This window comes from Alphaproteobacteria bacterium (genome assembly GCA_037200005.1).
GTDB lineage: Bacteria > Pseudomonadota > Alphaproteobacteria > UBA9219 > RFNS01 > JBBCGY01.
This window is the reverse complement of record JBBCGY010000001.1, coordinates 382,276-404,953: the sequence shown is the minus strand read 5'-3', so window position 1 is coordinate 404,953 and position 22,678 is coordinate 382,276. Positions and strand designations below refer to the sequence as shown.

The window sequence follows — 22,678 nt, the reverse complement described above, 5'->3', positions numbered from 1 at the left end:
AAAAAATTAACCAAGCTACTGTTCTGCAAGCGAAATTATTCGCCGTTGTGCTTGCTTTTCTGCCACCTGACCCGCTACACATAACGGCTTTAGAACGATGCGCTGCCGCTCGCGGGCGAGGCGCGTCTTCATTGGGGAGTATAGACCTTGAACAAAATTGATCGTCCGAATGCCGATAAGCTTTCCCCCGTGCAAACCGAGTGCTTCGTTGAAGCCGAGGCGATCCAGCCGCTCGCGGGCGGCAAGCCGGTTACCCCGTTACTCGATCTGGTCAAAATCCCCGCCGACCTCCGCAAACTTGATGTGGAGCAATTGCCGCAACTGGCCGCCGAACTGCGCGCCGAAACCATCGACGCGGTGTCGCATACCGGCGGGCATCTGGGCGCGGGCCTGGGCGTCGTCGAGCTGACGGTCGCCATCCATTATGTGTTCGAGACCCCCGCCGACATCCTGATCTGGGACGTGGGCCATCAGGCCTATCCGCATAAAATCCTTACCGGGCGGCGCGACCGTATCCGCACCTTGCGGACGGGCGGCGGGCTTTCCGGCTTCACCAAGCGCAGCGAAAGCGAGTACGACCCCTTCGGCGCGGCGCACAGCTCGACTTCGATTTCGGCGGCTTGCGGCTATGCGGCGGGACGCGATTTCAAGGGCAAGAACAACCATGTCATCGCCGTCATCGGTGACGGCGCGATCAGCGCGGGCATGGCCTATGAGGCGCTCAACAATGCGGGCGCGTCCAATTCCCGCCTGATCGTCATCCTGAACGACAACGACATGTCGATCGCGCCGCCGACGGGCGCCATGAGCGCCTATCTGTCGCGCTGCGCCTCGTCCAAGGAATACCGCAATATCCGCCATATGGCGGGCGTCTTCGCCGATCTGTTCCCGCGCCCAATCAAAGAGGCGGCGCGCAAGGCCGAGCATTACGCGCGCGGCATGATCACCGGCGGCACCTGGTTCGAGGGAAATGGGCTTCTACTATGTCGGCCCGATCGACGGCCATAATCTCGACCATCTGATTCCGGTGCTGGAAAACGTCAAGAACGATCCCGTCGGCGGCCCGGTGCTGATCCATGTCGTCACCGAAAAGGGCCACGGCTACGCCCCGGCGGAATCGTCCGCCGATAAGCTCCACGCCCGTCACCAAGGGCTTCAACGTCGTCACCGGCGAGCAGATCAAGCCCAAGCCCGCCGCGCCGAGCTACACCAAGGTCTTCGCCGAAGCGCTGATCAAGGAAGCCGAGCATGACGAGCGCGTGATCGCCATCAGCGCGGCGATGCCGTCCGGCACCGGACTCGACATTTTCGGCAAGCGCTTTCCCAAGCGCACCTTCGATGTCGGCATCGCCGAACAGCATGCGGTGACCTTCGCCGCCGGTCTCGCCTGCGAAGGATTTAAGCCTTTCTGCGCGATCTATTCCACCTTCCTGCAGCGCGCCTATGACCAGGTGGTGCATGACGTGGCGCTGCAAAAGCTGCCGGTGCGGTTCATGATGGATCGCGCCGGGCTGGTCGGCGCCGACGGCCAGACTCACGCCGGTTCCTTCGACCTCGCTTATATGGGCTGCCTGCCGGGCATGATCATCATGGCGGCGGCGGACGAAGCCGACCTGATGCACATGGTGGCGACCTCGGCCGCCATCGACGACGCGCCCTCCGCTATTCGCTATCCGCGCGGCGAGGGCATGGGCGTCGCGTTGCCGGAACGCGGCTCCGTGCTGCCGATCGGCAAAGGCCGGATCGTCCGCGAGGGCGGCAAGATCGCCTTGCTCAGTCTCGGCACCCGTCTGGGCGAGTGCCTGAAAGCCGCCGATGCGCTACAGGCGCGCGGCCTGAGCACCACCGTGGCCGATGCGCGCTTCGCCAAGCCGCTCGACCTCGACCTTATCCGCATGCTGGCCGCCGAGCATGAAGCCGTCATCACCGTCGAGGAAGGTTCGATCGGCGGTTTCGGCAGCCATGTGCTGCATCACCTCGCGCAAATGGGCGCGCTCGACAACGGCCTCAAGATCAGGACCATGACCCTGCCGGATCAATTCCAGGAGCATGACGCGCCGATGAAGCAGTATGACGAAGCCAGGCTGAACGCCGCGCATATCGTCGCCACGGCGCTGAACATGCTGGGCATGACGATCGAAGACGCGACGAAGGAAGCCAAGGCGGCTTACGCCTAGGCCATAACAGGAGACACCACCATGCGATTCCTCTTAACCGCTACGGCGATCTTTCTTGCCGCGCACGGCGCCGCGCAAGCCGCGGATATGCCGAAACAGCCGCACAAGGTTGCGCGCGCCGCCATGGCGAAGCCCGTCCAGCAGCCGCGCGCCGAAGCGCAGCAAAGCGCCCAGGACGTCGTGAAGACTTTCTACGGCCAGCTGCTGTTCGTGATGCAGCGCGGCGACAAGCTCGGCTTCGAGGGCCGCTACGCCCAGCTCAAGCCTGCCATCGAGCGCGCGCTGGATCTGCCGATGATGACCCGCTTCGCCGTCGGCAGCGACTGGTTCAAGGCCGCGCCCGCGGAGCAGCAGCGCCTTATCGCCGCCTTCAGCGATTTCAGCGTGGCGACCTACGCCAGCCGCTTCGCCGGATTCTCGGGCGAAAAGTTTGAAGTCATCGGCGAGAAACCCGCCCCGGGCGGCGGCATGATCGTCGAAACCAGGCTGGTGCCGCATGAAGGCGAGACGCCCGTGACGCTGAACTATCTGCTGCGCCAGGACGCGAACAAGGAATGGCGCATCAACGATGTCTATCTCGACGCGACCATCAGCGAGCTTGCCGTCCGCCACGCCGAGTTTTCCTCGGTCATCCGCGACGACGGCGTTCAGGCGCTGATCGACGTGCTGGATAAAAAAGCCAAGGGAATGAAGAACACGTAATCCCTGGATTCGATTCCCGGCGCAGTCATGATCGCGGAGAGAAATATGAAATATCGTTTATTCTTGCTGGCATGCGCGTTTCTCGCCGCCATGCCCGGCCAAAGCCGCGCGGACGATTGCGCCGATTTTCCCGCCATGCTCGAGTCCTGCTCTCCCTATCAATGCAGCTTCGTCCATCCTTTCACGCGTCAGGCGATGGAAAAAAACATCCGCGGCGAAAATAACGGCAAATGCCTTTACACGGAGCAGATGCCGGGCGGCGGCAGGCTTGAATGCGCCTATACGCCCGAGATGCGCCAGGCCGTGACCGAGGAACTCCGGAATTACGCTTCGGGAAAACCCATAAGCGGCAAAACCCATGGCACGGCCTCCGCCAGCGGCTCGAACATCCAGTCGACCTACGTGATGGACGGCAAAGAATATCCAAGCGCGATGCAGCAGGCCCTGAATGAAGGCCAGTGCGTGACGACAGGCTATAAATAGACGGGGTTCGGATCGGCGCGCTTAAGCGGGTACCGGCGGATTCGACGGCGGCGATGAGGATGCGCCGGGCCGCGACGGCGCCGCAGATACCGCTTCGGATAACTGGCTGAGATATCGATCGAGCGGTCTTAGCGACGAACCGAGCCCGACAATCGGCAGCGCCATGCGATGCTTGTCGTTCCACGCGACGACAGCCAGGTAGGGCGTATCCACCAGCCAAATCCCGGCAAGCTTGGTCTCGCCACCGGCAAATATCGGCTGCCGCAGCATCACATTTTCGATTTCTTCTTTGATCGGCTTTCTGAACTCCGTCTCCCACTGGAAATTTTCCGCCGGATCGGGGCGATGCACCAGCACAAACCTGCCGGCGCGCTCTTCAAGCGCGCAATCCGCGCCGCCGCCTCGTTCGACTTGACGGATCAGCGTCTCCGCGTCCGGTATGGCGCCGAGCGGCATCGGCTGAACGTGAATCCGGCTTCGCGGCTCTTGCAGGCGCTGATGCTCCAGCAGCCCGTCGACGGCGACAGGCGGGCCCGCGGAAACCCAGGAAACAGAAGAAACAGAGGAAGTCATGCGCGCCCCCTTTATTATGAGGCGCGCGGAAGCGCCTTAATTGTCGCCCAGCTTCGGACGGCCGTTGTTGGAAGCGACCTGGACTTCCCGGCCTTTTGCGGCGGCTTTCTCGGCGTCGGCAAGCGTCTGGCGCTTGAATTCCTGATCGATCATCGCCTTGCCGCTGGTGAATTGCGTCAGCTGTTTGCCGGTGAGGGCGTAGCGGGCGCGCATATCGACGCTGAGCGGGTTGACCGGCTGGCCTTCGCGGCGAACCTCGAAATGCAAATGCGGGCCGGTGGCGCGGCCGGTCATGCCGACATAGGCGATGACATCGCCCTGCTGCACCCGGCTGCCGCGGCTGATCCCCCTGGCAAAGCGGCTCATATGGCCGTAGGCGGTGGCAAGGCCGTCCGTATGCCGCACCAGGATAAAGCGGCCATAGCCGTTCTTGAATCCGACTTCCTGCACCACGCCGTCGCCGGCGGCGAAAATCGGCGTGCCGGTGGGCGCGGCGAAATCGATGCCTTTATGGAATTTGCTGTAGCCCAGGATCGGATGGCGGCGCATGCCGAAGGACGAGCTCAGGCGCGCGCCGTCGATGGGCGTGCGCATCAGGCCGCGCCGGACGCTTTCGCCCTTGTCGTTGAAATATTCCGAGGTGCCGTCGCTGTAAAGAACGCGGTAGACCGCTTTGGCCACGCCGCCGACCTCGAGAGCCGCGTAAATGATCGTCGCGTCGCCAGCAGGCTGGCCGCTTTTGGTCCTGGGCTGATCGTAAAGGACGCGGAACTTGTCGCCGGGCTGGAGATCGCGCTGGAAATCGACGGTATGCGAGAAAGCATGGATCATGGCCGCCATGACGCTATGCGGCACGCCCTTGGCGGCGCCGGCCTCGTATAGCGAAGAATCGATCGCGCCTTCGACCGCGAAACGCTGCCGTTCCACCGGCGTGACGATTTTCTCGGCCTTAAAGGCGCCATCGACCCGCGCCACGCGAATCTCCGCCGTCGGCTCAGGCTGGAAGGTCAGGCCGTCGAAAGTCTCCTCGGAGCCCAGGCGCGTAAAACGCATGCTGACTTCGAGGCCGCGCGGCAGCTTCCTCATATTATAGACGCTGCCGATGGCTTCGAGCACTTCATGAGCGTCGCTGGCTTCGAGGTCGGCATCGGCGAGCAGGCTGGCAAGCGTATCGCCCCGGCTGAGTTCGACGGCGCGCACGACAGGCTCAGGCGTCAGAATCGCCGCCTTGGCGTTTTCGGCTAATTGATGAAGGGCGGGCGAGACCTGTGAGACAGGGGCGGCGCTGGGCGCGGCGGATATTGTCGGTAAGGACGGCGCGGCGGCCGCGTTCGAAGCATGAGCATCGCGCGCCGACATACCCGATTGCATAATGGGCTGGCTGTTCAAAATCCCGGCGGCATTCCCGCCGGCATTCATCGCCGAAACGGCGGCGCGGGTTTCGGCGTCCCGATCCTGGCGCGCAATATCGCGATGGTGAACGCCCACATGAGCGACACCGCCGACAATGACAGCAACAACTCCAGCAAGAATGAGAGCGGTAATCTGTTCAGAGAACTGAGAACTGGCGAAGCGAAGGTCAGAGTAGAATTTCACGCGATACTTTCCTCATGCCGGGATTATTTCCTCTGCATTGAGCGTGAAGATGATTAAGCCATGATTGACTGTCAACCCCAAACTTCCGCCGGGCCTTTAACTTCAAATTAACCGAGATGGCATTTATTAACAAACGAGGCTTAAGCCTTTTGAAAACTCATGATATTTCAAATGCATATATGAACCTTCCACGAAGTTATTCACAAGTTGTCAAGAAGATATTTTTCCGTTCCCGCTCAAAATTAAGGCGTGGCGAGGCTGCGCCCTGACCCCCGGAAAGCCGAGATGGCCGACTCGGCGGCGCCTTTTATGATGACTTGTCCTGAGGAACGGCCATGACCCTGCCGGCGCCAAAATCGGTCCGCATCACCGTATTGGCGGCGAGAGTCAGCGACGGCCCGCGGCCATGTCCGGCGCGATCATGGCCTTCGTCGGTCGCGGCGGTTCGGAAATAAGCCATGATAAAAACCCTGACCGCCGCGGTAAGCGAGGAATTGGGGCGGCGGTACTGCGCCACCATCGTGCAGATTTCATGCAGGCTGGCCCGTTCCCGGCGGCATATTTCTTTAACCGCCTCCCACATTTCTGGCTCCAGCCGCACGCTGGTGCGATGCCCATCGACGGTAACATTACGGCTGACAAGATTGCTGTCTTTGGCTTCGAGATCGGAGAGCCTCGACACCGCGCGCGCAACAGATTCTGTATGCATCCAGAAACTCCCCGGGCTCGAACGACCGGACTAGACAGAGAGGAATACACGCACAGGTAATCATATCATTTTATAAAAATCAACAATTTTTTATTGTAATATCATTAGCATAATACCATTTTAGGAAAATGGCGTTACCCTCGTATGATGATATGAATACAATTCATAATTGTTTTTGATATAGCTATTTTATATCCCCATATACGCTTCTTTATTCTTCTGCGCCGCGCACCGTCAGCCTCAAGGCGTGAATATCGGCAAGCTCCTCTTCCAGGGCCTGATTCACCATGCGCTGGCGCTCGAGGCGGCTTTTGCCGTCGAACGCCGCCGCCGCGATCGTCAGCCGGAAATGGCTTTCGCCGCCCGGCTTATAGCCCGCATGGCCGGCATGGCTTGCCGATTCGTCGATCAGTTCCATCGAAACCGGCGAAAATGCGGCCATAAGCCTGGCCTTGATCCGGTCGGCGACGAATGGAGAAGTTGACGACATGGTAAAACTTTCCGGGCTATAGTTGCGGTAGAACGAACGAGACGCCATATTAAAGCATCATGCGCTACGAAACCAAAGTCACGGACGCGATTTTCTTCGGCCTCGACCGGCCGGTGAAAACCCGCGCCTGCGACTGTCCCGGCTGTCCGGGCCAGGGAGAATATCGCGCGCCCAAAAACCGGGAACTGACCGATTACTACCAGTTCTGCCTCGACCATGTGCGGGAATACAACCTGAACTGGGACTATTACGCGGGCATGAACGAGGCCGAGATCGAGGCGGCGATCAAGGACGCCGTCTGCTGGGAGCGTGAAACCAAGCCGCTCGGCAGCTGGCGGCGGCGCGAAGAAACCCTGAAAGAGCATGTCGCCCGCGAATTCTTCGGCGAAGACGGCGATGCCGCCCCGCCGCCCTTCAAAGCGCGAACCCGGCATATGCCCGCCTCGGTCGTGACGGCGCTCGAAGTCCTGGAACTCGTGCCGCCCGCCGATTTCGCCTGCGTCAAGGCGCAGTATAAGGTCATGGTCAAGAAGCATCACCCCGACGCCAATGGCGGCAGCCTAAGCGCCGAGGCGAAACTGAAAGAGATCAACCTCGCCTTCACCACGCTGCGGAAAATCCATGCGGCCGGGGATTGGACTTGATTCTCATGCCACCGCGACAAATTTAGCTTCCGAATCTTCCCCGCCTGTTCCATCTTGATCCTGTCTCAACAGGGAGCCGCTCTTGACCGCGATGCCGAAAACCAAGAATGCCGCCGCGATGCCCGGCAAGCCCGACGCGACCGCCCCCGATACGACTGTCAAAGTGCGCGAGACTTTCGGCCTCGACATCGACATGGAAGTCCCGGCCTTCAGCGCCGCCGAAGAGCATGTGCCCGCGATCGACCCGGCCTACCGCTTCGACCACGACACCACGCTGGCGATTCTGGCGGGCTTCGCCCATAACCGCCGCGTGATGGTGCAAGGCTATCACGGCACCGGCAAATCGACGCATATCGAGCAGGTGGCGGCGCGGCTCAATTGGCCGTGCGTGCGCGTCAATCTCGACTCGCATATCAGCCGCATCGACCTGATCGGCAAGGACGCCATCGTGCTGCGCGAAGGCGCGCAGGTGACCGAATTCCGCGAGGGCATTCTCCCCTGGGCGCTGCAGCACGCCTGCGCGCTGGTGTTCGACGAATATGACGCGGGCCGCCCGGACGTGATGTTCGTGATTCAGCGAGTTCTGGAAGTCGAAGGGAAACTGACGCTTTTGGATCAAAGCCGCGTCATCTATCCGCATCCGTCCTTCCGTTTATTTGCCACAGCCAACACGGTCGGGCTGGGCGACACCACCGGCCTCTATCACGGCACGCAGCAAATCAATCAGGGCCAGATGGATCGCTGGAACATCGTCGCGACGCTCAATTATCTGCCGCTTGCCGCCGAGGTCGAAATCGTCTGCGCCAAGGTTCCCGCGCTCAACAATGCGGAAGGCCAGAAGACGGCGGCGACGATGGTCGCGCTCGCCGAGATGACCCGCCAGGGATTCATCCAGGGCGATCTTTCCACCGTGATGTCGCCGCGCACCGTCATCACCTGGGCCGAGAACGCGGAAATCTTCGGCGATATCGCGGCGGCCTTCCGCCTGAGCTTCCTCAACAAGTGCGACGAGGCCGAGCGCCCCATCGTCGCCGAATATTACCAGCGCTGCTTCGGCGTCGATCTTCCGCTCGGGCGCACGCTGGCGCGGCGCGAGGGGCTTTAGGCCGGACTCAGGCGTGGCCTTGAACGGGGGTTTCCACCGTGAAGCTCTCGCCGCAGCCGCAAAATTCCTTGGCGTTGGGATTGCGGAAATCCAGGCGGGCGCTGAACTGATCCTTGATGAGATAAAGTTCCGAGCCGACGATTTTCATCACCGACTGCGGATCGAGATAGACCGTCACACCGTCCTGCTCGATCTTTTCCGGCTGGTCGAAGCGGTTGCGCCCGGCGAATTCGGCCAGTCTCTCCTCGGTCATCACGTCGAAATCATAGGCGTTGCCGGAGCAGCCCTTTTTCGTCACCTCGACCCACAGGCCGATGACTTTCTTGCCCGGATCGAGCGACGCCGTCATCGCGATCTTATCTTTGAGATAAGCGACGACATCGGCATGGATCGTAATGGCGTTTTTCATAAAAACCTCTTCTACAAGATATCACATATCGCGTCAGAACATATTCAATTCCAGCCGCGCCGCCTCTGACATCCGCGAGCGGTCCCATGGCGGGTCCCAGACCAGCTCGACCTTCACATCCGTCAGCCCCGGCGTCTGCCGCGCCGCGTCCGCCACCAGGCCCGGCATCGTGCCCGCGACGGGGCAGCCCGGCGCGGTCAGCGTCATGTCGATCTCCGCGCGGTAACCGTCGCCCTCCGGCATCAAATCTAAACGATAGATTAGCCCAAGATCGTAAATATTCACCGGAATTTCCGGATCGTGCACGGTCTGCAACTGAGAAATGATGCGCGCGCGCAAATCTTCAACCGCCGCATCGTCTTTTATTTCCGCAGCTTCGTTCACCTGAGCATCTCCCGGACTTCCTTGAGCGCCGCGACAAAACGGTCGATATCCTCATGCGTATTATATAGCCCAAACGAGGCGCGGACGGTGCCGCCCGGCAGGCCCAGCCGCTCCATCACCGGCTGGGCGCAATGATGCCCTGTGCGCACCGCGACGCCGTATTTGTCGAGCAGCGTGCCGATATCGCCGGGATGCGCGCCTTCGATCACGAAGGAAATCGCCGAGGCTTTTTCCTTCGCCGTGCCGACGAGCCGCAAGCCGTCGATGCCCTTCAGCCGTTCCGTCGCGTAAGCCAGCAAATCCTGCTCATGCGCGGCAATGCGGCTCATGCCGATGGCGGAAACATAATCGATGGCCGCCGCGAGGCCAATGGCCTCAGCAATCGCGGGCGTCCCGGCCTCGAAACGGAAAGGCGGCTCCTTGAAAACCGTTCCCTTGAAGGAGACGGTTTCGATCATGTCGCCGCCGCCCTGATAGGGCGGCATGTCCGCCAGCACTTCCGCGCGGCCATACAGCACGCCGATGCCGGTCGGGCCGTAAAGCTTGTGGCCGGAGAAAACATAGAAATCGGCGCCCAGCCCCCGCACATCGACCGGCATATGGCAAACCGCCTGGCAGCCGTCGATCAGAACGGGAATATTCCGCCCGTGCGCCAGCGCAATGATCTCCGCGACCGGCAAAATCGTGCCGAGCGCGTTCGAGACATGCGCGACACTCACCAGTTTCGTGTGCAATGTGAGGCAGGCGCGTACCGCCTCGATGGTCACTTCGCCCGCGTCGGAGATCGGCACGGCGACCAATTTAATCCCAAGTTCCGCCTCCAGCATCTGCCATGGCACGATATTGGCGTGATGCTCGAGCGCGGTGACCAGCACCTCGTCGCCCGCCTTCAGATTTCTCCGGCCCCAGCTCGCCGCGACGAGATTGACCGCTTCGGTCGCGTTGCGGGTGAAGACGATCTCATGCTCGTCCGCCGCGTTGATGAAACGCCGCACCGACGCGCGCGCGGCTTCATATTGCGCGGTGGCGCGGCCCGAAAGCTCATGCACGCCGCGATGGATGTTGGCGTAGTCGCTGCGGTAGAATCGCTCCATCGCCTCCAGCATCTGCAGCGGCTTCTGCGCGCTGGCGGCGCTGTCGAGATAGACCAGGGGCTTGCCGTTGATCTGCTGGTCGAGCGCGGGAAAATCGCGGCGCAATCTCGCGGCATCGAAGCCACGCGGCGCGGCGCAGGTGAAAAGTTCGGCGGCTTGGTTCTGGCTCATGGGCGGCCCCCATGCCATTCATGCGCCCGCGCCGAAGCGTAGGCGCGCAATTCCTCGCTCGCCAGCCCGTCGATGATCTCGGCGGCGAAAGCCTGGATCAGCAGCGCCCGCGCCTCGCGCTCCGGAATGCCGCGCGAGCGCAGGTAGAACAGCGCCGTCTCGTCCAATTGCCCAATCGTCGCGCCGTGGCTGCATTTCACGTCGTCGGCGTAAATCTCAAGCTCCGGCTTGGCGTCGGCCTCGGCCTGATCGGAGAGCAGCAGCACGCGGCTCAATTGATGGCCGTCGGTTTTCTGCGCGCCGGGGCGCACCGTGATGCGCCCCTGGAACACGCCGCGCGATTTTCCGTCGAGCACGCCCTTATAGACTTCGCGGCTGCTGGTATGCGGCGCGGCGTGATCGATGACCGTCGTGGTGTCCGCATGCTGCGCGCCGCGCTGCAGATAGACGCCGTGCAATTGCGTCTGCGCCAAAGGCGCTTTGAGCGTCACATGAACCTCGTCGCGCGATAAGGCCGCGCCGGTGGTCATCGCGAAACGGTCGTAATAAGCGCCGCCTTCGACATCTACTTTCGTCGCGGCGAGATGATAATCCTCCGCGCCCATATCCTGGAATTTCGCATGCAGCAATTTCGCCTGCGCGCCGAGCGCGACGGATACTTCGGTCACCGCCGCATGCGCCGCGCCCGCGCCGAAACCGGCATGATGCTCGATCAGCGTCAGGCGCGCGCTGGCCCCGAGAGTAACGCGCAGCTTCGCCATGCTCTGCCGGGCGTGGGCATCCTTGGCGGCGATGAAAACCACCTCCAGCGGCGCGGCGATCAGGCAGGTCTGCGCCTCGACCCGCAGATCGTATCCTTCCAGCGGATCGCCGGTCACGATATCGGCAGGCAGCCCGTCGCGCCGCGACCATTCGGCGCTGAGCGCGCCATTGACGAAGACCAGCCGGTGGCGGCCTCCGGCGGGCAGCGCGCTCGGCACCGCCATGCCGGAGATCGCCGCGCCATGCAAGGCGGGCATGAATTCGATTCCGGCGAGCGGCGTCAGCGCGGTATATTTCCACGCCTCGCGCCGCGATTTGGATTGTGCGATGATGGCGGCGACGCTCATGCCGTGAACTCCCGCTCGCGCAGCACGGCATGCAGTTCGGCGAAATCATGCACCAGATGATGCGGCCTGGCCGCTCGCAATCTGTCCTCCGACGCATAGCCGCCGGTGATCAAAATTCCGGTCATGCCGTATTCATGCGCGATATGCGCCTCTTCCGGCGTGTCGCCGATAATCACGGCGTTTCCCGGCGCGACTTTATTTTCCTCCATGAAACGCTTGAGCTTCTGGCCCTTGGTTTCATGCTTGAACTGCGTCGCCCGGCTTTCGTAAGCCAGCACATGATCGATATGTTTCTCGACCCCGAAGCGGCCAAGCTGAAGGCGGATCGGCTCCTGGATATGATTGCTCAGGATGATCGTCATGCCCGGCGTCCGCTTGACGGACTGCAAAAGCTGCGCGGCCCCGTCCCGCAACGGCGCGGCAATGGCGCGCTCTTCGTAATAATCGTGAAAGATATCCTGGGTGCGTTCCAGAACTTCGCCGAGTTCATGCGCCAGGAAACCAAGATTTTCATAGAATCTGGCGATGGGCGCGTCGAAACATTCCTGGAACCGCGCCAGCCCGACCGGCGCGCGGCCGAAATGTTTCAGGATGACATTCGCCGCGCCCTGCACGAGATCGACATCGTCGATCAAGGTTCCGTTCCAGTCGAAGACCACCAGTTTTCCGGCGCTCATGGCATCCTCACGCGGCATAGGCGGCATAGCCGCTTTTTTCGAGTTCCAGCGCCAGCTCCGGCCCGCCCGACTGCACGATCCTGCCGCCCGCCAGCACATGCACGCGGTCGGGCTTGATGTAATCCAGCAGGCGCTGATAGTGCGTGATGACCAGCATCGCGCGATCTTTGCCGCGCAGCGCGTTCACCCCGTCCGCGACCACGCGCAGCGCATCGATATCGAGGCCGCTGTCGGTCTCGTCGAGCACGCACAGTTCCGGCTCGAGCAGCGCCATCTGCAGAATCTCGTTGCGCTTTTTCTCGCCGCCGGAAAAGCCGGTATTCACCGCGCGCTTGAGCATGTCCTCGCCGATGCCGAGCGCCTTCGCCTTCGCGCGCAGCAATTTCAGGAACTGCACCGCGTCGAGTTCGTCCTGCCCCCGCGCCGTACGCAGCGCGTTCAGCGCGGTCTTGAGAAACACAGTATTGCCGACGCCGGGAATTTCCACCGGATATTGAAAGGCGAGAAATACGCCCGCCGCCGCGCGCTGTTCCGGCGCGAGCGCGAGCAAATCCTTGCCATTCCAACTCACGGTTCCGGCGATCGCGTCATAGCCCTCGCGTCCGGCCAGCACATAGGACAGCGTGCTTTTCCCCGCGCCGTTCGGCCCCATGACGGCATGCACCTCGCCTTGCGGCACTTGCAAATCAAGCCCGCGCAGGATTTCCTTGCCATCGACGGCGGCATGAAGATTATTGATTTTGAGCATTATTCGTTTCCCTTAGTCACTTTGCGACCCCGGCCATCGACCTCAGCATCCGGCAATAACGGCAATCCCATTGATTTGCTTAAGCCTTTAGCCAACGCCTCTACTTCATCCCTATCGGTCGTACAGGGAAGATATATCGTATAAGGCTCATCGGCATGAAAAAATCCAACGGAGAAACGTTGTTGACTCTGGGCAAGACCAAAATCAGCGCAAGAAACAATTTGTATGCCCTGATAATCAGCGATTGGTTTCTGCCAGTTCGTTTGCTTTCCTAGAAAGCCCAGACGAAAAGGTGCCGACAAAGCAGAGATTCTCTCGTTGGTGATCTCAAAGAAAATTCTCGGCGATATAAATGCTCCAAACAGAAAAATAAAAAGGGGTAAAGGCACAAATATCCAGAACATCCATGTAAATCCGAGCATCGTATTGTTACTTAGTTTTTCAGGAAAAAATTTCGGCAAAAATACGATAACTGCGAAAACGATCCCTAAGAAAAGAAGGTCAAAGATAAAAATTCTAACAACGCCCATAAGGGCGCTTTTCATGTTTGCGTTCGCCTCCTCTTTCGAAGTGAATAAAGGGCTGGAACGCACCCGGCGGATGTCTTTTAGATTAGCGAGAAAATAAATTGGCGGCGCGGAAAACATCACCCCACGCTCCCTTCCAAACTAATCCCAATCAGCTTTTGCGCCTCGACGGCGAATTCCATCGGCAATTGCTGCATGACCTCGCGGCAGAATCCGTTGACGATCAGCGCCGCAGCCTGCTCCGCCGAAAGCCCGCGCTGGCGGCAATAGAACAATTGCTCCTCGCTGATTTTCGCCGTAGTCGCCTCATGCTCGACGCTGGCCCGCGGATTGCGCGATTCGATATAGGGCACGGTATGCGCGCCGCACTGGTCGCCGATCAGCAGGCTGTCGCATTGCGTATGGTTGCGCGCCCCGTCCGCCGTGCGCATGAATTTCACCAACCCGCGATAGGTGTTCTGCGCCTTGCCCGCGCTGATGCCCTTGGCCACGATGGTCGAGCGGGTGTTCTTGCCCATATGGATCATCTTGGTGCCGGTGTCGGCCTGCTGGCGGTGATTGGTGATGGCGACCGAATAGAATTCGCCCACCGAATTGTCGCCGCGCAAGACGCAGCTCGGATATTTCCAGGTGATCGCCGATCCGGTTTCGACCTGCGTCCAGGAAATGCGCGAGCGAGCGCCGCGGCAATCGCCGCGCTTGGTCACGAAATTGTAAATTCCGCCCTTGCCGTCCTCGTCGCCGGGATACCAGTTCTGCACCGTCGAGTATTTAATCTGCGCGTCGTCGAGCGCGACCAGCTCGACGACGGCGGCATGGAGTTGGTTTTCATCGCGCTTCGGCGCGGTGCAGCCTTCGAGATAGGACACATAGGACCCGGCGTCGGCGATGATCAGCGTGCGCTCGAACTGCCCGCTATTCTCGGCATTGATGCGGAAATAGGTGGAAAGCTCCATCGGACAGCGCACGCCCGGCGGAATATAGACGAACGATCCGTCGGTAAAGACGGCGGCATTGAGCGCGGCGAAATAATTGTCGCCCTGCGGCACGACCGAGCCGAGATATTTCTTCACCAAGTCAGGATGCTCGCGGATCGCCTCGGAAATCGGGCAAAAGATGATGCCTTGCTCTTCGAGCTTCTTTTTATAGGTCGTGGCCACGGATACGGAATCGAATACCGCGTCCACGGCGATTGTCGGCTCGACCCCGGCCAGAATTTCCTGCTCCCGGATCGGGATGCCGAGCTTGGCATAAGCCTCCAGCAAAGCCGGATCGACTTCATCGAGGCTGCCGAGCTTCGGTTTCTGCTTCGGCGCGGCATAATAATAGATGTCCTGATAGTCGATCTTCGGATAGCCGACCTTGGCCCAATCGGGCTCGACCATCTTGAGCCAGCGGCGATAGGCCTTGAGCCTCCAGTCGAGCATCCATTCCGGCTCGTTCTTCTTGGCCGAGATGAAACGGATCGTGTCTTCGTTCAGCCCTTTGGGCGCGAGATCGGACTCGATCTCGGTGACGAAGCCGTAGCGGTATTTCTGCTCGGCGAGCGCGGCGACGGTTTCAAGAGTATCGAGGGCTGGCATATTCTTTTACTCCGCCCGCTGGGAAAGATGCGCATCGGCAGGCCAGCCAATCGGCGGTCCTTGAGTCATTTCGGCAAGGCTGACCGACTCCAGCGCCACGCGGATCGCGCCGTTGATCTTGTTCCAGTGGCCGCGCATGGCGCACCGGCTTTCGACGCCGCATTGGCCGTGATGGCCGTCGACGCATTGGGTCAGCGAAACCGGCCCGTCCATGGCCGCGACGATATCGGCAACTGAAATATTCGCCGCCGGAAGTCCCAGACGATAGCCGCCGCCGGTGCCGCGCTGGGCACTCACGAGGTCTGTTTTTGCAAGCCTTTTCAATATCTTGGAAACCGTCGGCAACGGCAATCCCGCCCTCGCCGCCAGCACGGCGGCGGTCGCGCCTTCGCCCGCAGCCAAGGCGGCCAGAAGGACAACGGCATAATCGGTTAGTTTGGGAAGACGAAGCATCAGCGATTATAATATTAAGGACTGAATTAGTACATAATGGAAATGGCCGAACTATAGTTAATGTCAAGCCCTTGTTATATCAAGCAATTAAGATTCACTTGCAGGTTCTCATTGTTTTTTGACCGCGCACAAGCTATTGATAAAGGGGTAATTTTTTATAAAGGGCTGACCTTTGCTGCTTTTTACCCATCCTTCATGCTTGGATCATGATCAGGGACCCGGCCATGCCGAAAGCCCGGCGCGGCTGGAAGCCGTTCTTGAAGTCCTGAAAAGCCGTGAGTTTTCCGATTACCCTTGTCTTGAAGCGCCTGCAGCCACGCGCCAGGAAATCGCCCGCGTGCACACCGCCGCGCATATCGACGAGATCCTTGCCGCCAGAGGAACGAAAGAGCGTATCGTTTTGGACTCGGATACATCCATGTCCGCCGGTTCGACGCAAGCCGCGCTGTTCGCGGCGGGTGCGGGGATCGCCGCCGTCGACGCGGTTTTATCGGGACAGGCGCGGCGCGCTTTTTGCGCCTTGCGCCCACCCGGCCATCACGCCGAACCGCACCGGGCCATGGGCTTCTGCCTTTTCAACAACATAGCCATCGCCGCGGCCCATGCGCTGACGCGCGGCGTCAAGCGCGTCGCCATCGTGGATTTCGACGTTCATCACGGCAACGGCACCCAGGTCTGGGCCGAAACCGAGCCGCGCGCGCTGTTCATTTCGTCGCACCAGATGCCGCTCTATCCCGGCACCGGCGCGGCGGACGAACGCGGCCCGCTTGACAATATCCTGAATATCCCGTTCGCCGCCGGAACCGCCGGGGCCGAATTCCGCGCCGCCTACGAATGGCAGGTTTTTCCGCGCCTGAAGGCCTTCGCGCCGGACTTTATATTCATTTCCGCCGGTTTCGACGCGCATCGCGACGATCCGCTCGGCGGCATGAAGCTGGTCGAGGAGGATTTCGCTTGGGTCACGCGCGAGCTTGCCGCGCTGGCCGAGGAATTGTGCGACGGCAGGATCGTTTCCTGCCTCGAAGGCGGTTATAATATCCCGGCGCTCGCCGCCTCGGTGGCGGCGCATATGCGCGCCCTTGATGACACCGCCGAATCCGCGCATAACAGCAGCGCCGTTAGCGCCTAATTTCCCCGCGAACCAGATCCTCATGCCAGCCAAGCTCGCCGCCGACATAATTCCTGCCGACATCGCCGCGCTCAGTTTCGAGGCGGCGCTGGCCGAACTCGAACAGCTCATCAAGCAGCTCGAGGACGGCAAGGCCAAGCTCGACGACGCCATCGCCGCCTATGAGCGCGGCAGTTTCCTGCGCCGCCATTGCGAGACCAAGCTGCGCGAAGCGCAGCTCAAGATCGAACAGATAACCCTGAATGCCGACGGCGCCGTCGCCGGCAAGCCGTTTGCCCCCTAACGAACCGACTAACGAACCGAAAGATTCCATAATGCCATCCCTGCACCCCGACCTTTCGGCCTCGATGGCCGAAGCCGCCGCCTCCATCGAAAAAATGCTCGACCGGCTGTTGCCGCAATCCGGCTTCGCGGAAAGCCGCCTGTTCGAGGCGATGCGTTATGGCGCGCTGGGCGGCGGCAAGCGGCTGCGGCCCTTCCTGGTCATCAGTTCCGCGAGCCTGTTCAACGTCAACGAGACTTGCGCCTTGCGCACGGCGGCGGCGGTCGAATGCCTGCATTGCTACTCGCTGATCCATGACGATCTTCCGGCGATGGACAATAGCGACCTGCGGCGCGGCCGCCCCACCGTGCATAAGCAATATGACGACGCGACGGCAATGCTGGCGGGCGACGCGCTGCTCACGCTGGCCTTCGAGATTCTCGCCGACCCTGACACCCACGAAGACCCCAAGGTGCGCTGCCAGCTTATCACCGAACTCGCGCGCGCTTCGGGCGCGCACGGCATGGCAGGCGGGCAGATGCTCGACCTGATCGCGGAAAAAACCCAGCTCGATATCGGCGCGATCACGCGGCTGCAGCGCATGAAGACCGGCGATCTGATCGCCTTTTCCAGCGTGTCGGGCGCGATCCTGGGACGCGCGCCGTCTTCGCATTACATGGCGCTGCGCAACTACGCGCACGATCTCGGCCTCGCCTTCCAGATCATCGACGATCTGCTCGACCATGAGGGCAGCGAAGAGGAAACCGGAAAATCCGTGGGCCGCGACGCGGGCGCGGGCAAGGCGACTTTCGTCACCATCCTCGGCGCCGAGCGGGCGCGCTCGCAGGCCACGCTGCTGTCGCAGCAGGCGATCCAGCATCTCGCCATCTTCCAGGGCCGCGCCGTCGCGCTCGAAGGCATCGCCCGGTTCGTGGTGGAACGGCGGAGTTAATTAGGGCTGTGAAATGACAGTCGGCGAATTGCCGACGCTGCCTCCGGGCCTCGTCGGCCCGCTCCATAAATTTCTGTAGCGGTCGAGACGGCCGAGCCATGTTTCGCAAGAAACATTGCGGTGCTCACATTGGATGAAGTCCCGAAACTTCTGCGCAAGTTCGTCCGGCTTCACTTTCCCCATTTCTAGCCTGACAGCGAAAAACAGCGATGTTGCCTGAAAATGCATCGTCCTGTCGCCGTAGGCTATCGACACGAATGCCAATCCCGCCGCTTTGTCGGCGCGCGCGAAATCGTCGGCACGGGCAGCATGGATGGACGCCATCATTAACGGATATATCATGCGCTTCATGTAGCCCGTGATATCCGCCTGCGATCCGAGAAGAAGCGTTACCGTATGCTGTGGATCGACTTCGCGCGCCAGACGCGCCGTGGGCCCTTGCCAGACAGGACAGTCCCGGCCCGTCAGGTCGCGGAATTGCGCGCCGAATTCCGCATCAATATAACCCACGGTCTGAGTCGCGGGCTGCGGCGATTCGAGAGGCCACATCCCACGCTCGATATGGCTGTCTAGAAAGCGCCGGGGCTCGGTGCTGTCAGGATTGGCAATCACCCCGTCATCTTCCCGTTTTTTCGGAATGACGAGCAGTTCTTTCGATGCGTAGGTCGGCCTAGTGACGCCGCATTCGTTCACGCAACCATTCACGCCGACGATTTCGAGGTCGCTATAGGGAATTTTGCCCAAATCGGGCGGGGACGGCGGGCGCAATGGGCAAAAATCCATGTCCTAACTTCCTACAATAGCATTGAATATAGAAAGCTACAGATAACATGGCGGCAGGGCATATAACAAGACGGCCGATAGAGATACGGCCTTACTCTTCTTCCGCTGCGCCCACCAAATCCCCCTGCCGTCCGGCCAGCGGGGCGAGGCCGAGGCAGCGATAGCCGCCGTCGGTGAGCGTGCGCCCACGCGGCGTGCGCTGGACCATGCCTTCCTGCAACAGATAAGGCTCGATGACATCCTCGATCATGTCGCGCTGTTCGGACAGCGCCGCCGCCAGCGTCTCCGCGCCGACCGGCCCGCCGCCGTAATTCTCGGCGATCAGCCGCAGATATTTGCGGTCCATGCCGTCGAAGCCGCTCGCATCCACGTCGAGCCGGGTCAGCGCCTCGTCGGCAGCCTTACGGTCCACGCGCATCCGTCCGGCGACGGCGGCGAAATCGCGCACCCGGCGCAGCAATCTCACGGCGATGCGTGGCGTGCCGCGCGAGCGGCGGGCGATTTCCGCCGCGCCGTCTTCGGTCAAATCGAGATCGAGCAAACGCGCGGCGCGCGCCACGATCACCGCCAGCTCGTCCGGCGCGTAAAACTGCAATCTGAGAGGAATGCCGAATCTTTCGCGCAGCGGCCGCGTGATCAGCCCCGAACGCGTCGTCGCGCCGACCAGCGTGAAGGGCGGCAGATCGATGCGCACCGAGCGCGCGGCGGGCCCTTCGCCGATCATCAGATCGAGCTGGAAATCCTCCATCGCCGGATAGAGGATTTCCTCGACCGCCGGACTGAGCCGGTGAATTTCGTCGATGAACAGCACATCATTGGGCTGCAGATTGGTCAGCAGCGCGGCAAGGTCGCCCGCCCGCGCGATCACCGGGCCGGAGGTGGCGCGGAAACTGACGCCCAGTTCGCGCGCCACAATCTGCGCCAGCGTGGTCTTGCCGAGGCCGGGCGGGCCGTAAAACAGCACATGGTCGAGCGCCTGCCGCCTGCCCTTCGCCGCCTGGATGAACACGGAGAGATTGTCGCGCAGTTCCGGCTGGCCGATGAACTCGGCCAATTGCAAGGGCCGCAGCGCGGCGCCGGTTTCGTCGCCATCCTGCGCGTCGCGGGCTACCAATCGTTCGGATTGCAGTGTTGCGGAAACGGAATTCATGCGGCCTCGCCGGAACGTCCGAGCTGCCGCAGCGCCGCCGGGATCAAGCTATCGAGCCGCGCTTCGGGCATGTCCTTGCGCGTCTTCGACAGCGCGTCGAACGCTTCGGCGCGGCGATAGCCGAGATTGACCAGCGCCGACAGCGCATCGGCCATCGTCTGGTCGATGCCCATGATCGCGCCGGGCGCGGATTTCGCCGCGATGCTCGTCACGGCGAATCCGCTCACCTTGTCCTTAAGCTCGGTCATCAAGCGCACGGCCAGCTTCGGCCCGACGCCGTCGGCCTGGGTCAGCATCGCCTTATCCTGCGCGGTGATCGCCGCGACCAATTGTTCGGGGCCGAGCGAACCTAGAATGGCGAGCGCGACTTTCGCGCCGACGCCCTGCACCGTGACCAGCAAACGAAACCAGTCGCGTTCCTCCGTTTCCATGAAGCCGTAGAGATTCATCGCGTCTTCGCGCATCTGCGTTTCGATCAAGAGCCGCAGCGGCTGTCCCGCCGCCGGAAGCTGCCGCAGCGTCCGCGCCGAGCATGACACGATATAGCCGACGCCGCCGACATCGAGCAGAATCTGCCCGCCGCCGATATTATCGAGAATGCCGCTCAATCTTCCGATCATAACCACCCCGCCGTTTCATCGCTCGCGGGCCATTCGTCTTTTATGGCGAGCATCAAAGCCTCGAAAATCGCCCGCCACAGGAACGCAGCGCCTTCCTCAGAGTGCCACGCCATATGCGGCGTCACAACGACGTTCTTGAGCCGATAAAGCCGGTGATCCGGCGCGGGCGGCTCATGCTCGAGAACATCCAAAAACGCCGTCGCACCGGGATTCCGCTCCATGAATTCCCACAGAGCGTCCTCCTCGACCATCGCGCCGCGCGCGGTATTGACCAGCACCACGCCGGGTTTCATGAGATTCAGGCGGCGGCGATCCATGAATTGCCGCGTGCCGTCATTCAGCGCCATGTGCATGCTGATGACGTCGGCGCGGGCGATCAGAGCATCGACCTCGGTGGCCGGAGTTTTCGAATTCGTCCATGATACTTCCATGCCGAAAGCTTCGGCAAATTGTTTGACGTGACTTCCCGATTGCCCCAATCCAAGGATCAGCAGCCGCCTGCCCGGCGTCTCGCGAGCGCGGAAATCAAGATAATCCCAGCGCTTTGCCCGCACATTGTCGATCGCCGGAATCATGAAATGAAGCCCCATCAGGATCATGGCGAATGCATGTTCAGCCAGCGTTCGCGCGCAATAGCCGGGGAACCAGCGCACCCGGACGCCAGCCTCGCGGCACGCCGCCAGATCGATATGATTGATTCCCATCGTCGAGGAGACAATGAAACGCAGCCCCGGTCTTGCCGCCAAAGCCTGTTTGCTTACCGGCGCCGATGGATTCACCAGCGCGATATCCGCCCCTTCAAGCCGGGCAATGATTTCGTTCTCGTCATAGCCGGCGACATTTTCGCGGTAAGCCGTCACCTTGGCCGCCGCGTTCAGCTTCGCCATTTGCTCGTCCGAAAAATTCCGCAGCGACAGCAGTTTCACATGCTTCATGACGCCCCGCGAAGTCTTTCCGCCCCCCGGTGATGCGCATGGCAGATAGCCACCGCCAGAGCATCCGCCGCGTCCGCCGCCATACCCGCGTCCGCGCCCGGAAGTAAAATGCCGATCATTGCCTGAATCTGCTTTTTGTCGGCATGGCCGTAGCCGGTTACCGATTTCTTGATGAGGTTGGCGGCATATTCGCCTACGGGGATGCCAGCCTGCGCCGGACATAAAAGCGCGACGCCCCGCGCCTGGCCGAGCTTCAGCGCCGCGCGGGCATTGCCGTTGACGAAGCTTTCCTCGACGGCGGCCTCGTCGGGACGATGCCGCGCGATAACCTCTCCAAGCCCGGCAGCCAGCGCCGCGAGCCGCGCCGCCATCGGGAGCCCGGCGGACGGATCGATGGTGCCCGCCGCGACGAAACTCAGCCTGTTGCCCTCGGCGCGCACCACGCCCCAGCCGGTGTGCAGCAGGCCGGGATCGATGCCGAGGATGGTGACGGGGCCCGCATTCCTCATGCCGCCAGCCCCAGCGGATCGGGAATGTTTTCCGCGTTCGCGGCGCGGCGCAAAGGCTTGTCCAGCGTGGCAAGCGGCAAACCAAGCCGCAGCGCCAGATTGAGATAGGAAGCATCATAGGCCGTAAGGCGATGCTTGCGGCCCAATTGGATCACATCGCCGAAGGAGGATATGTCGTCCCGCCAAACCGCGACGGGTAAGGCTTCCAGCCGCTCGATAAAGAAATCAATTTCCTGCGCGCGAAAACGATTGGTCCATTCCGCCGTCAGGAGAATATTGGCGATCTCCAGCCGCCATAATTCCGGAACCACAAGAGTGATGTTTTCGGCATCGTCCAGCAACGCGCCGACGCTTGCCGCGCACGCCTCATCCGGCAGCAGCCATGCCAAGGCAACCGATGCATCCAGGACGAAATCGCGCATCAACGCCGTCCTTCATCCCGCCACGTCTTTACATTTTCCCAAGTTATGCCGCGCAAGTTCAGCCGCGCGCGCAAGGCATGAATATCGGCGGCGGCCTGGCGTATTTTTTCCGCATCACGCCGGGATTTGAAAGGATTAAGCGTCGCCACTGGCACGCCGCGCCGGGTGACGGTAATGCTCTCCCCCGCCTCGACCCGTCGCAACATTTCCGCGAATTTGGTCTTAACCTCGTAACTACTGACTTCCATCACCGCCTCCATCTTTTCTATCAATCCAGATGTT

General features: G+C 61.2%; 28 protein-coding genes and 1 pseudogene. 9 read left to right on the top strand and 20 right to left on the bottom strand.

Translation table 11 applies throughout. The features are described from left to right. Positions 1–222: 222 nt before the first annotated feature. The 3 genes and pseudogenes from dxs (at position 223) to WDO70_02095 (ending at position 3,362) form a co-directional block, all read left to right on the top strand. Positions 223–2,177, top strand: a pseudogene (gene dxs / locus WDO70_02105) (1-deoxy-D-xylulose-5-phosphate synthase). 21 nt (positions 2,178–2,198) lie between these two features. Continuing rightward, on the top strand, positions 2,199–2,879 hold the full coding sequence (locus WDO70_02100; GenBank protein ID MEJ0062015.1) for an ABC transporter substrate-binding protein: 681 nt from the start codon (positions 2,199–2,201) through the stop codon (positions 2,877–2,879). A gap of 45 nt (positions 2,880–2,924) precedes the next feature. Further along, positions 2,925–3,362 carry a hypothetical protein gene (locus WDO70_02095; GenBank protein ID MEJ0062014.1) on the top strand — a complete coding sequence of 146 codons (438 nt, stop codon included), beginning with the start codon at positions 2,925–2,927 and terminating at the stop codon, positions 3,360–3,362. Positions 3,363–3,383: 21 nt separating this feature from the next. Here WDO70_02095 and WDO70_02090 read toward each other — a convergent pair whose 3' ends face one another. After that, positions 3,384–3,935, bottom strand: coding sequence for a hypothetical protein (locus WDO70_02090; protein MEJ0062013.1), 552 nt, complete (start codon positions 3,933–3,935; stop codon positions 3,384–3,386). A 36-nt stretch (positions 3,936–3,971) separates the two neighbouring features. Continuing rightward, positions 3,972–5,294, bottom strand: coding sequence for a M23 family metallopeptidase (locus WDO70_02085; GenBank protein ID MEJ0062012.1), 1,323 nt, complete (start codon positions 5,292–5,294; stop codon positions 3,972–3,974). On the opposite strand from WDO70_02085, the gene WDO70_02080 reads away from it, so the two are divergent. After that, entirely contained in the window at positions 5,274–5,588 is a 315-nt protein-coding gene (locus tag WDO70_02080; protein MEJ0062011.1) for a hypothetical protein, read from the top strand. The two genes, WDO70_02085 and WDO70_02080, sit on opposite strands and share 21 nt — an antisense overlap. 250 nt (positions 5,589–5,838) lie before the next feature. On the opposite strand, the gene WDO70_02075 is transcribed toward WDO70_02080, so the two are convergent. Further along, positions 5,839–6,240 carry a ribbon-helix-helix domain-containing protein gene (locus tag WDO70_02075; GenBank protein ID MEJ0062010.1) on the bottom strand — a complete coding sequence of 134 codons (402 nt, stop codon included), beginning with the start codon at positions 6,238–6,240 and terminating at the stop codon, positions 5,839–5,841. A gap of 211 nt (positions 6,241–6,451) precedes the next feature. After that, positions 6,452–6,730, bottom strand: coding sequence for a BolA family protein (locus tag WDO70_02070; protein MEJ0062009.1), 279 nt, complete (start codon positions 6,728–6,730; stop codon positions 6,452–6,454). A 59-nt stretch (positions 6,731–6,789) separates the two neighbouring features. On the opposite strand from WDO70_02070, the gene WDO70_02065 reads away from it, so the two are divergent. Together WDO70_02065 and cobS are read left to right on the top strand one after the other, a co-directional pair. Beyond that, positions 6,790–7,374 (top strand): DnaJ domain-containing protein, encoded by a 585-nt coding sequence (locus tag WDO70_02065; GenBank protein MEJ0062008.1) that lies wholly within the window; start codon positions 6,790–6,792, stop codon positions 7,372–7,374. 91 nt (positions 7,375–7,465) lie between these two features. Beyond that, the gene (gene cobS, locus WDO70_02060) at positions 7,466–8,479 is read left to right on the top strand and encodes a cobaltochelatase subunit CobS (GenBank protein MEJ0062007.1); all 1,014 of its coding nucleotides are present in this window, start codon (positions 7,466–7,468) and stop codon (positions 8,477–8,479) included. 7 nt (positions 8,480–8,486) lie between these two features. On the opposite strand, the gene WDO70_02055 is transcribed toward cobS, so the two are convergent. The 9 genes from WDO70_02055 to WDO70_02015 form a co-directional block, all read right to left on the bottom strand. Beyond that, a complete protein-coding gene (locus tag WDO70_02055) occupies positions 8,487–8,888 on the bottom strand; it encodes an iron-sulfur cluster assembly accessory protein (GenBank protein ID MEJ0062006.1) in 402 nt (133 codons plus the stop codon). A gap of 33 nt (positions 8,889–8,921) precedes the next feature. Further along, positions 8,922–9,254: a DUF59 domain-containing protein gene (locus WDO70_02050; protein ID MEJ0062005.1), complete on the bottom strand. Its 333-nt coding sequence runs from the start codon at positions 9,252–9,254 to the stop codon at positions 8,922–8,924. Between the two features lie 14 nt (positions 9,255–9,268). Then, positions 9,269–10,537, bottom strand: coding sequence for a cysteine desulfurase (locus tag WDO70_02045; protein MEJ0062004.1), 1,269 nt, complete (start codon positions 10,535–10,537; stop codon positions 9,269–9,271). Continuing rightward, complete coding sequence (sufD, locus tag WDO70_02040) at positions 10,534–11,646, bottom strand: Fe-S cluster assembly protein SufD (GenBank protein MEJ0062003.1); 1,113 nt, start codon at positions 11,644–11,646, stop codon at positions 10,534–10,536. The genes WDO70_02045 and sufD overlap by 4 nt, the downstream gene beginning before the upstream one ends. Further along, positions 11,643–12,341: an HAD family hydrolase gene (locus tag WDO70_02035; protein MEJ0062002.1), complete on the bottom strand. Its 699-nt coding sequence runs from the start codon at positions 12,339–12,341 to the stop codon at positions 11,643–11,645. Before WDO70_02035 ends, sufD begins: the two co-directional genes overlap by 4 nt. Beyond that, positions 12,331–13,071 carry a Fe-S cluster assembly ATPase SufC gene (gene sufC / locus WDO70_02030; protein ID MEJ0062001.1) on the bottom strand — a complete coding sequence of 247 codons (741 nt, stop codon included), beginning with the start codon at positions 13,069–13,071 and terminating at the stop codon, positions 12,331–12,333. The genes WDO70_02035 and sufC overlap by 11 nt, the downstream gene beginning before the upstream one ends. Next, the gene (locus WDO70_02025; GenBank protein ID MEJ0062000.1) at positions 13,071–13,616 is read right to left on the bottom strand and encodes a hypothetical protein; all 546 of its coding nucleotides are present in this window, start codon (positions 13,614–13,616) and stop codon (positions 13,071–13,073) included. Before WDO70_02025 ends, sufC begins: the two co-directional genes overlap by 1 nt. Before the next feature lie 101 nt (positions 13,617–13,717). Further along, a complete protein-coding gene (gene sufB, locus WDO70_02020) occupies positions 13,718–15,181 on the bottom strand; it encodes a Fe-S cluster assembly protein SufB (GenBank protein ID MEJ0061999.1) in 1,464 nt (487 codons plus the stop codon). Between the two features lie 6 nt (positions 15,182–15,187). Then, entirely contained in the window at positions 15,188–15,634 is a 447-nt protein-coding gene (locus WDO70_02015) for an SUF system Fe-S cluster assembly regulator (protein MEJ0061998.1), read from the bottom strand. Positions 15,635–15,833: 199 nt separating this feature from the next. Between WDO70_02015 and WDO70_02010 the strand changes: the two genes are divergently transcribed. The 3 genes from WDO70_02010 to WDO70_02000 are packed head-to-tail and all read left to right on the top strand — an operon-like array spanning position 15,834 to position 17,977. Further along, positions 15,834–16,763 carry a histone deacetylase family protein gene (locus tag WDO70_02010; GenBank protein MEJ0061997.1) on the top strand — a complete coding sequence of 310 codons (930 nt, stop codon included), beginning with the start codon at positions 15,834–15,836 and terminating at the stop codon, positions 16,761–16,763. Positions 16,764–16,785: 22 nt separating this feature from the next. Then, entirely contained in the window at positions 16,786–17,046 is a 261-nt protein-coding gene (locus WDO70_02005; GenBank protein ID MEJ0061996.1) for an exodeoxyribonuclease VII small subunit, read from the top strand. A 31-nt stretch (positions 17,047–17,077) separates the two neighbouring features. Then, positions 17,078–17,977: a polyprenyl synthetase family protein gene (locus tag WDO70_02000; GenBank protein MEJ0061995.1), complete on the top strand. Its 900-nt coding sequence runs from the start codon at positions 17,078–17,080 to the stop codon at positions 17,975–17,977. On the opposite strand, the gene WDO70_01995 is transcribed toward WDO70_02000, so the two are convergent. The 7 genes from WDO70_01995 to WDO70_01965 form a co-directional block, all read right to left on the bottom strand. Then, positions 17,978–18,760 (bottom strand): hypothetical protein, encoded by a 783-nt coding sequence (locus WDO70_01995; GenBank protein ID MEJ0061994.1) that lies wholly within the window; start codon positions 18,758–18,760, stop codon positions 17,978–17,980. Positions 18,761–18,851: 91 nt separating this feature from the next. Further along, on the bottom strand, positions 18,852–19,910 hold the full coding sequence (gene ruvB / locus WDO70_01990) for a Holliday junction branch migration DNA helicase RuvB (protein MEJ0061993.1): 1,059 nt from the start codon (positions 19,908–19,910) through the stop codon (positions 18,852–18,854). After that, positions 19,907–20,530, bottom strand: a complete 624-nt coding sequence (ruvA, locus tag WDO70_01985; GenBank protein ID MEJ0061992.1) for a Holliday junction branch migration protein RuvA — start codon at positions 20,528–20,530, stop codon at positions 19,907–19,909. The genes ruvB and ruvA overlap by 4 nt, the downstream gene beginning before the upstream one ends. Next, positions 20,527–21,465: an NAD(P)-dependent oxidoreductase gene (locus WDO70_01980; protein ID MEJ0061991.1), complete on the bottom strand. Its 939-nt coding sequence runs from the start codon at positions 21,463–21,465 to the stop codon at positions 20,527–20,529. Before WDO70_01980 ends, ruvA begins: the two co-directional genes overlap by 4 nt. Next, positions 21,462–21,974 (bottom strand): crossover junction endodeoxyribonuclease RuvC, encoded by a 513-nt coding sequence (gene ruvC, locus WDO70_01975; GenBank protein ID MEJ0061990.1) that lies wholly within the window; start codon positions 21,972–21,974, stop codon positions 21,462–21,464. Before ruvC ends, WDO70_01980 begins: the two co-directional genes overlap by 4 nt. Beyond that, positions 21,971–22,396: a type II toxin-antitoxin system VapC family toxin gene (locus WDO70_01970; GenBank protein ID MEJ0061989.1), complete on the bottom strand. Its 426-nt coding sequence runs from the start codon at positions 22,394–22,396 to the stop codon at positions 21,971–21,973. The genes ruvC and WDO70_01970 overlap by 4 nt, the downstream gene beginning before the upstream one ends. Continuing rightward, a complete protein-coding gene (locus WDO70_01965) occupies positions 22,396–22,644 on the bottom strand; it encodes a type II toxin-antitoxin system prevent-host-death family antitoxin (GenBank protein MEJ0061988.1) in 249 nt (82 codons plus the stop codon). The genes WDO70_01970 and WDO70_01965 overlap by 1 nt, the downstream gene beginning before the upstream one ends. Positions 22,645–22,678: the final 34 nt, after the last annotated feature.

Excerpts from the sequence above, each read along its gene's own strand:
- WDO70_02100 (MEJ0062015.1), top strand. The coding sequence starts at position 2,199 with ATGCGATTCCTCTTAACCGCTACGGCGATCTTTCTTGCCGCGCACGGC.
- WDO70_02095 (MEJ0062014.1), top strand. The coding sequence starts at position 2,925 with ATGAAATATCGTTTATTCTTGCTGGCATGCGCGTTTCTCGCCGCCATG.
- WDO70_02090 (MEJ0062013.1), bottom strand. The coding sequence starts at position 3,935 with ATGACTTCCTCTGTTTCTTCTGTTTCCTGGGTTTCCGCGGGCCCGCCT.
- WDO70_02080 (MEJ0062011.1), top strand. The coding sequence starts at position 5,274 with ATGAGCATCGCGCGCCGACATACCCGATTGCATAATGGGCTGGCTGTT.
- WDO70_02085 (MEJ0062012.1), bottom strand. The coding sequence starts at position 5,294 with ATGTCGGCGCGCGATGCTCATGCTTCGAACGCGGCCGCCGCGCCGTCC.
- WDO70_02075 (MEJ0062010.1), bottom strand. The coding sequence starts at position 6,240 with ATGCATACAGAATCTGTTGCGCGCGCGGTGTCGAGGCTCTCCGATCTC.
- WDO70_02070 (MEJ0062009.1), bottom strand. The coding sequence starts at position 6,730 with ATGTCGTCAACTTCTCCATTCGTCGCCGACCGGATCAAGGCCAGGCTT.
- WDO70_02065 (MEJ0062008.1), top strand. The coding sequence starts at position 6,790 with ATGCGCTACGAAACCAAAGTCACGGACGCGATTTTCTTCGGCCTCGAC.
- cobS (MEJ0062007.1), top strand. The coding sequence starts at position 7,466 with ATGCCGAAAACCAAGAATGCCGCCGCGATGCCCGGCAAGCCCGACGCG.
- WDO70_02055 (MEJ0062006.1), bottom strand. The coding sequence starts at position 8,888 with ATGAAAAACGCCATTACGATCCATGCCGATGTCGTCGCTTATCTCAAA.
- WDO70_02045 (MEJ0062004.1), bottom strand. The coding sequence starts at position 10,537 with ATGAGCCAGAACCAAGCCGCCGAACTTTTCACCTGCGCCGCGCCGCGT.
- sufD (MEJ0062003.1), bottom strand. The coding sequence starts at position 11,646 with ATGAGCGTCGCCGCCATCATCGCACAATCCAAATCGCGGCGCGAGGCG.
- WDO70_02035 (MEJ0062002.1), bottom strand. The coding sequence starts at position 12,341 with ATGCCGCGTGAGGATGCCATGAGCGCCGGAAAACTGGTGGTCTTCGAC.
- sufC (MEJ0062001.1), bottom strand. The coding sequence starts at position 13,071 with ATGCTCAAAATCAATAATCTTCATGCCGCCGTCGATGGCAAGGAAATC.
- WDO70_02025 (MEJ0062000.1), bottom strand. The coding sequence starts at position 13,616 with ATGAAAAGCGCCCTTATGGGCGTTGTTAGAATTTTTATCTTTGACCTT.
- sufB (MEJ0061999.1), bottom strand. The coding sequence starts at position 15,181 with ATGCCAGCCCTCGATACTCTTGAAACCGTCGCCGCGCTCGCCGAGCAG.
- WDO70_02015 (MEJ0061998.1), bottom strand. The coding sequence starts at position 15,634 with ATGCTTCGTCTTCCCAAACTAACCGATTATGCCGTTGTCCTTCTGGCC.
- WDO70_02005 (MEJ0061996.1), top strand. The coding sequence starts at position 16,786 with ATGCCAGCCAAGCTCGCCGCCGACATAATTCCTGCCGACATCGCCGCG.
- WDO70_02000 (MEJ0061995.1), top strand. The coding sequence starts at position 17,078 with ATGCCATCCCTGCACCCCGACCTTTCGGCCTCGATGGCCGAAGCCGCC.
- WDO70_01995 (MEJ0061994.1), bottom strand. The coding sequence starts at position 18,760 with ATGGATTTTTGCCCATTGCGCCCGCCGTCCCCGCCCGATTTGGGCAAA.
- ruvB (MEJ0061993.1), bottom strand. The coding sequence starts at position 19,910 with ATGAATTCCGTTTCCGCAACACTGCAATCCGAACGATTGGTAGCCCGC.
- ruvA (MEJ0061992.1), bottom strand. The coding sequence starts at position 20,530 with ATGATCGGAAGATTGAGCGGCATTCTCGATAATATCGGCGGCGGGCAG.
- WDO70_01980 (MEJ0061991.1), bottom strand. The coding sequence starts at position 21,465 with ATGAAGCATGTGAAACTGCTGTCGCTGCGGAATTTTTCGGACGAGCAA.
- ruvC (MEJ0061990.1), bottom strand. The coding sequence starts at position 21,974 with ATGAGGAATGCGGGCCCCGTCACCATCCTCGGCATCGATCCCGGCCTG.
- WDO70_01970 (MEJ0061989.1), bottom strand. The coding sequence starts at position 22,396 with ATGCGCGATTTCGTCCTGGATGCATCGGTTGCCTTGGCATGGCTGCTG.
- WDO70_01965 (MEJ0061988.1), bottom strand. The coding sequence starts at position 22,644 with ATGGAAGTCAGTAGTTACGAGGTTAAGACCAAATTCGCGGAAATGTTG.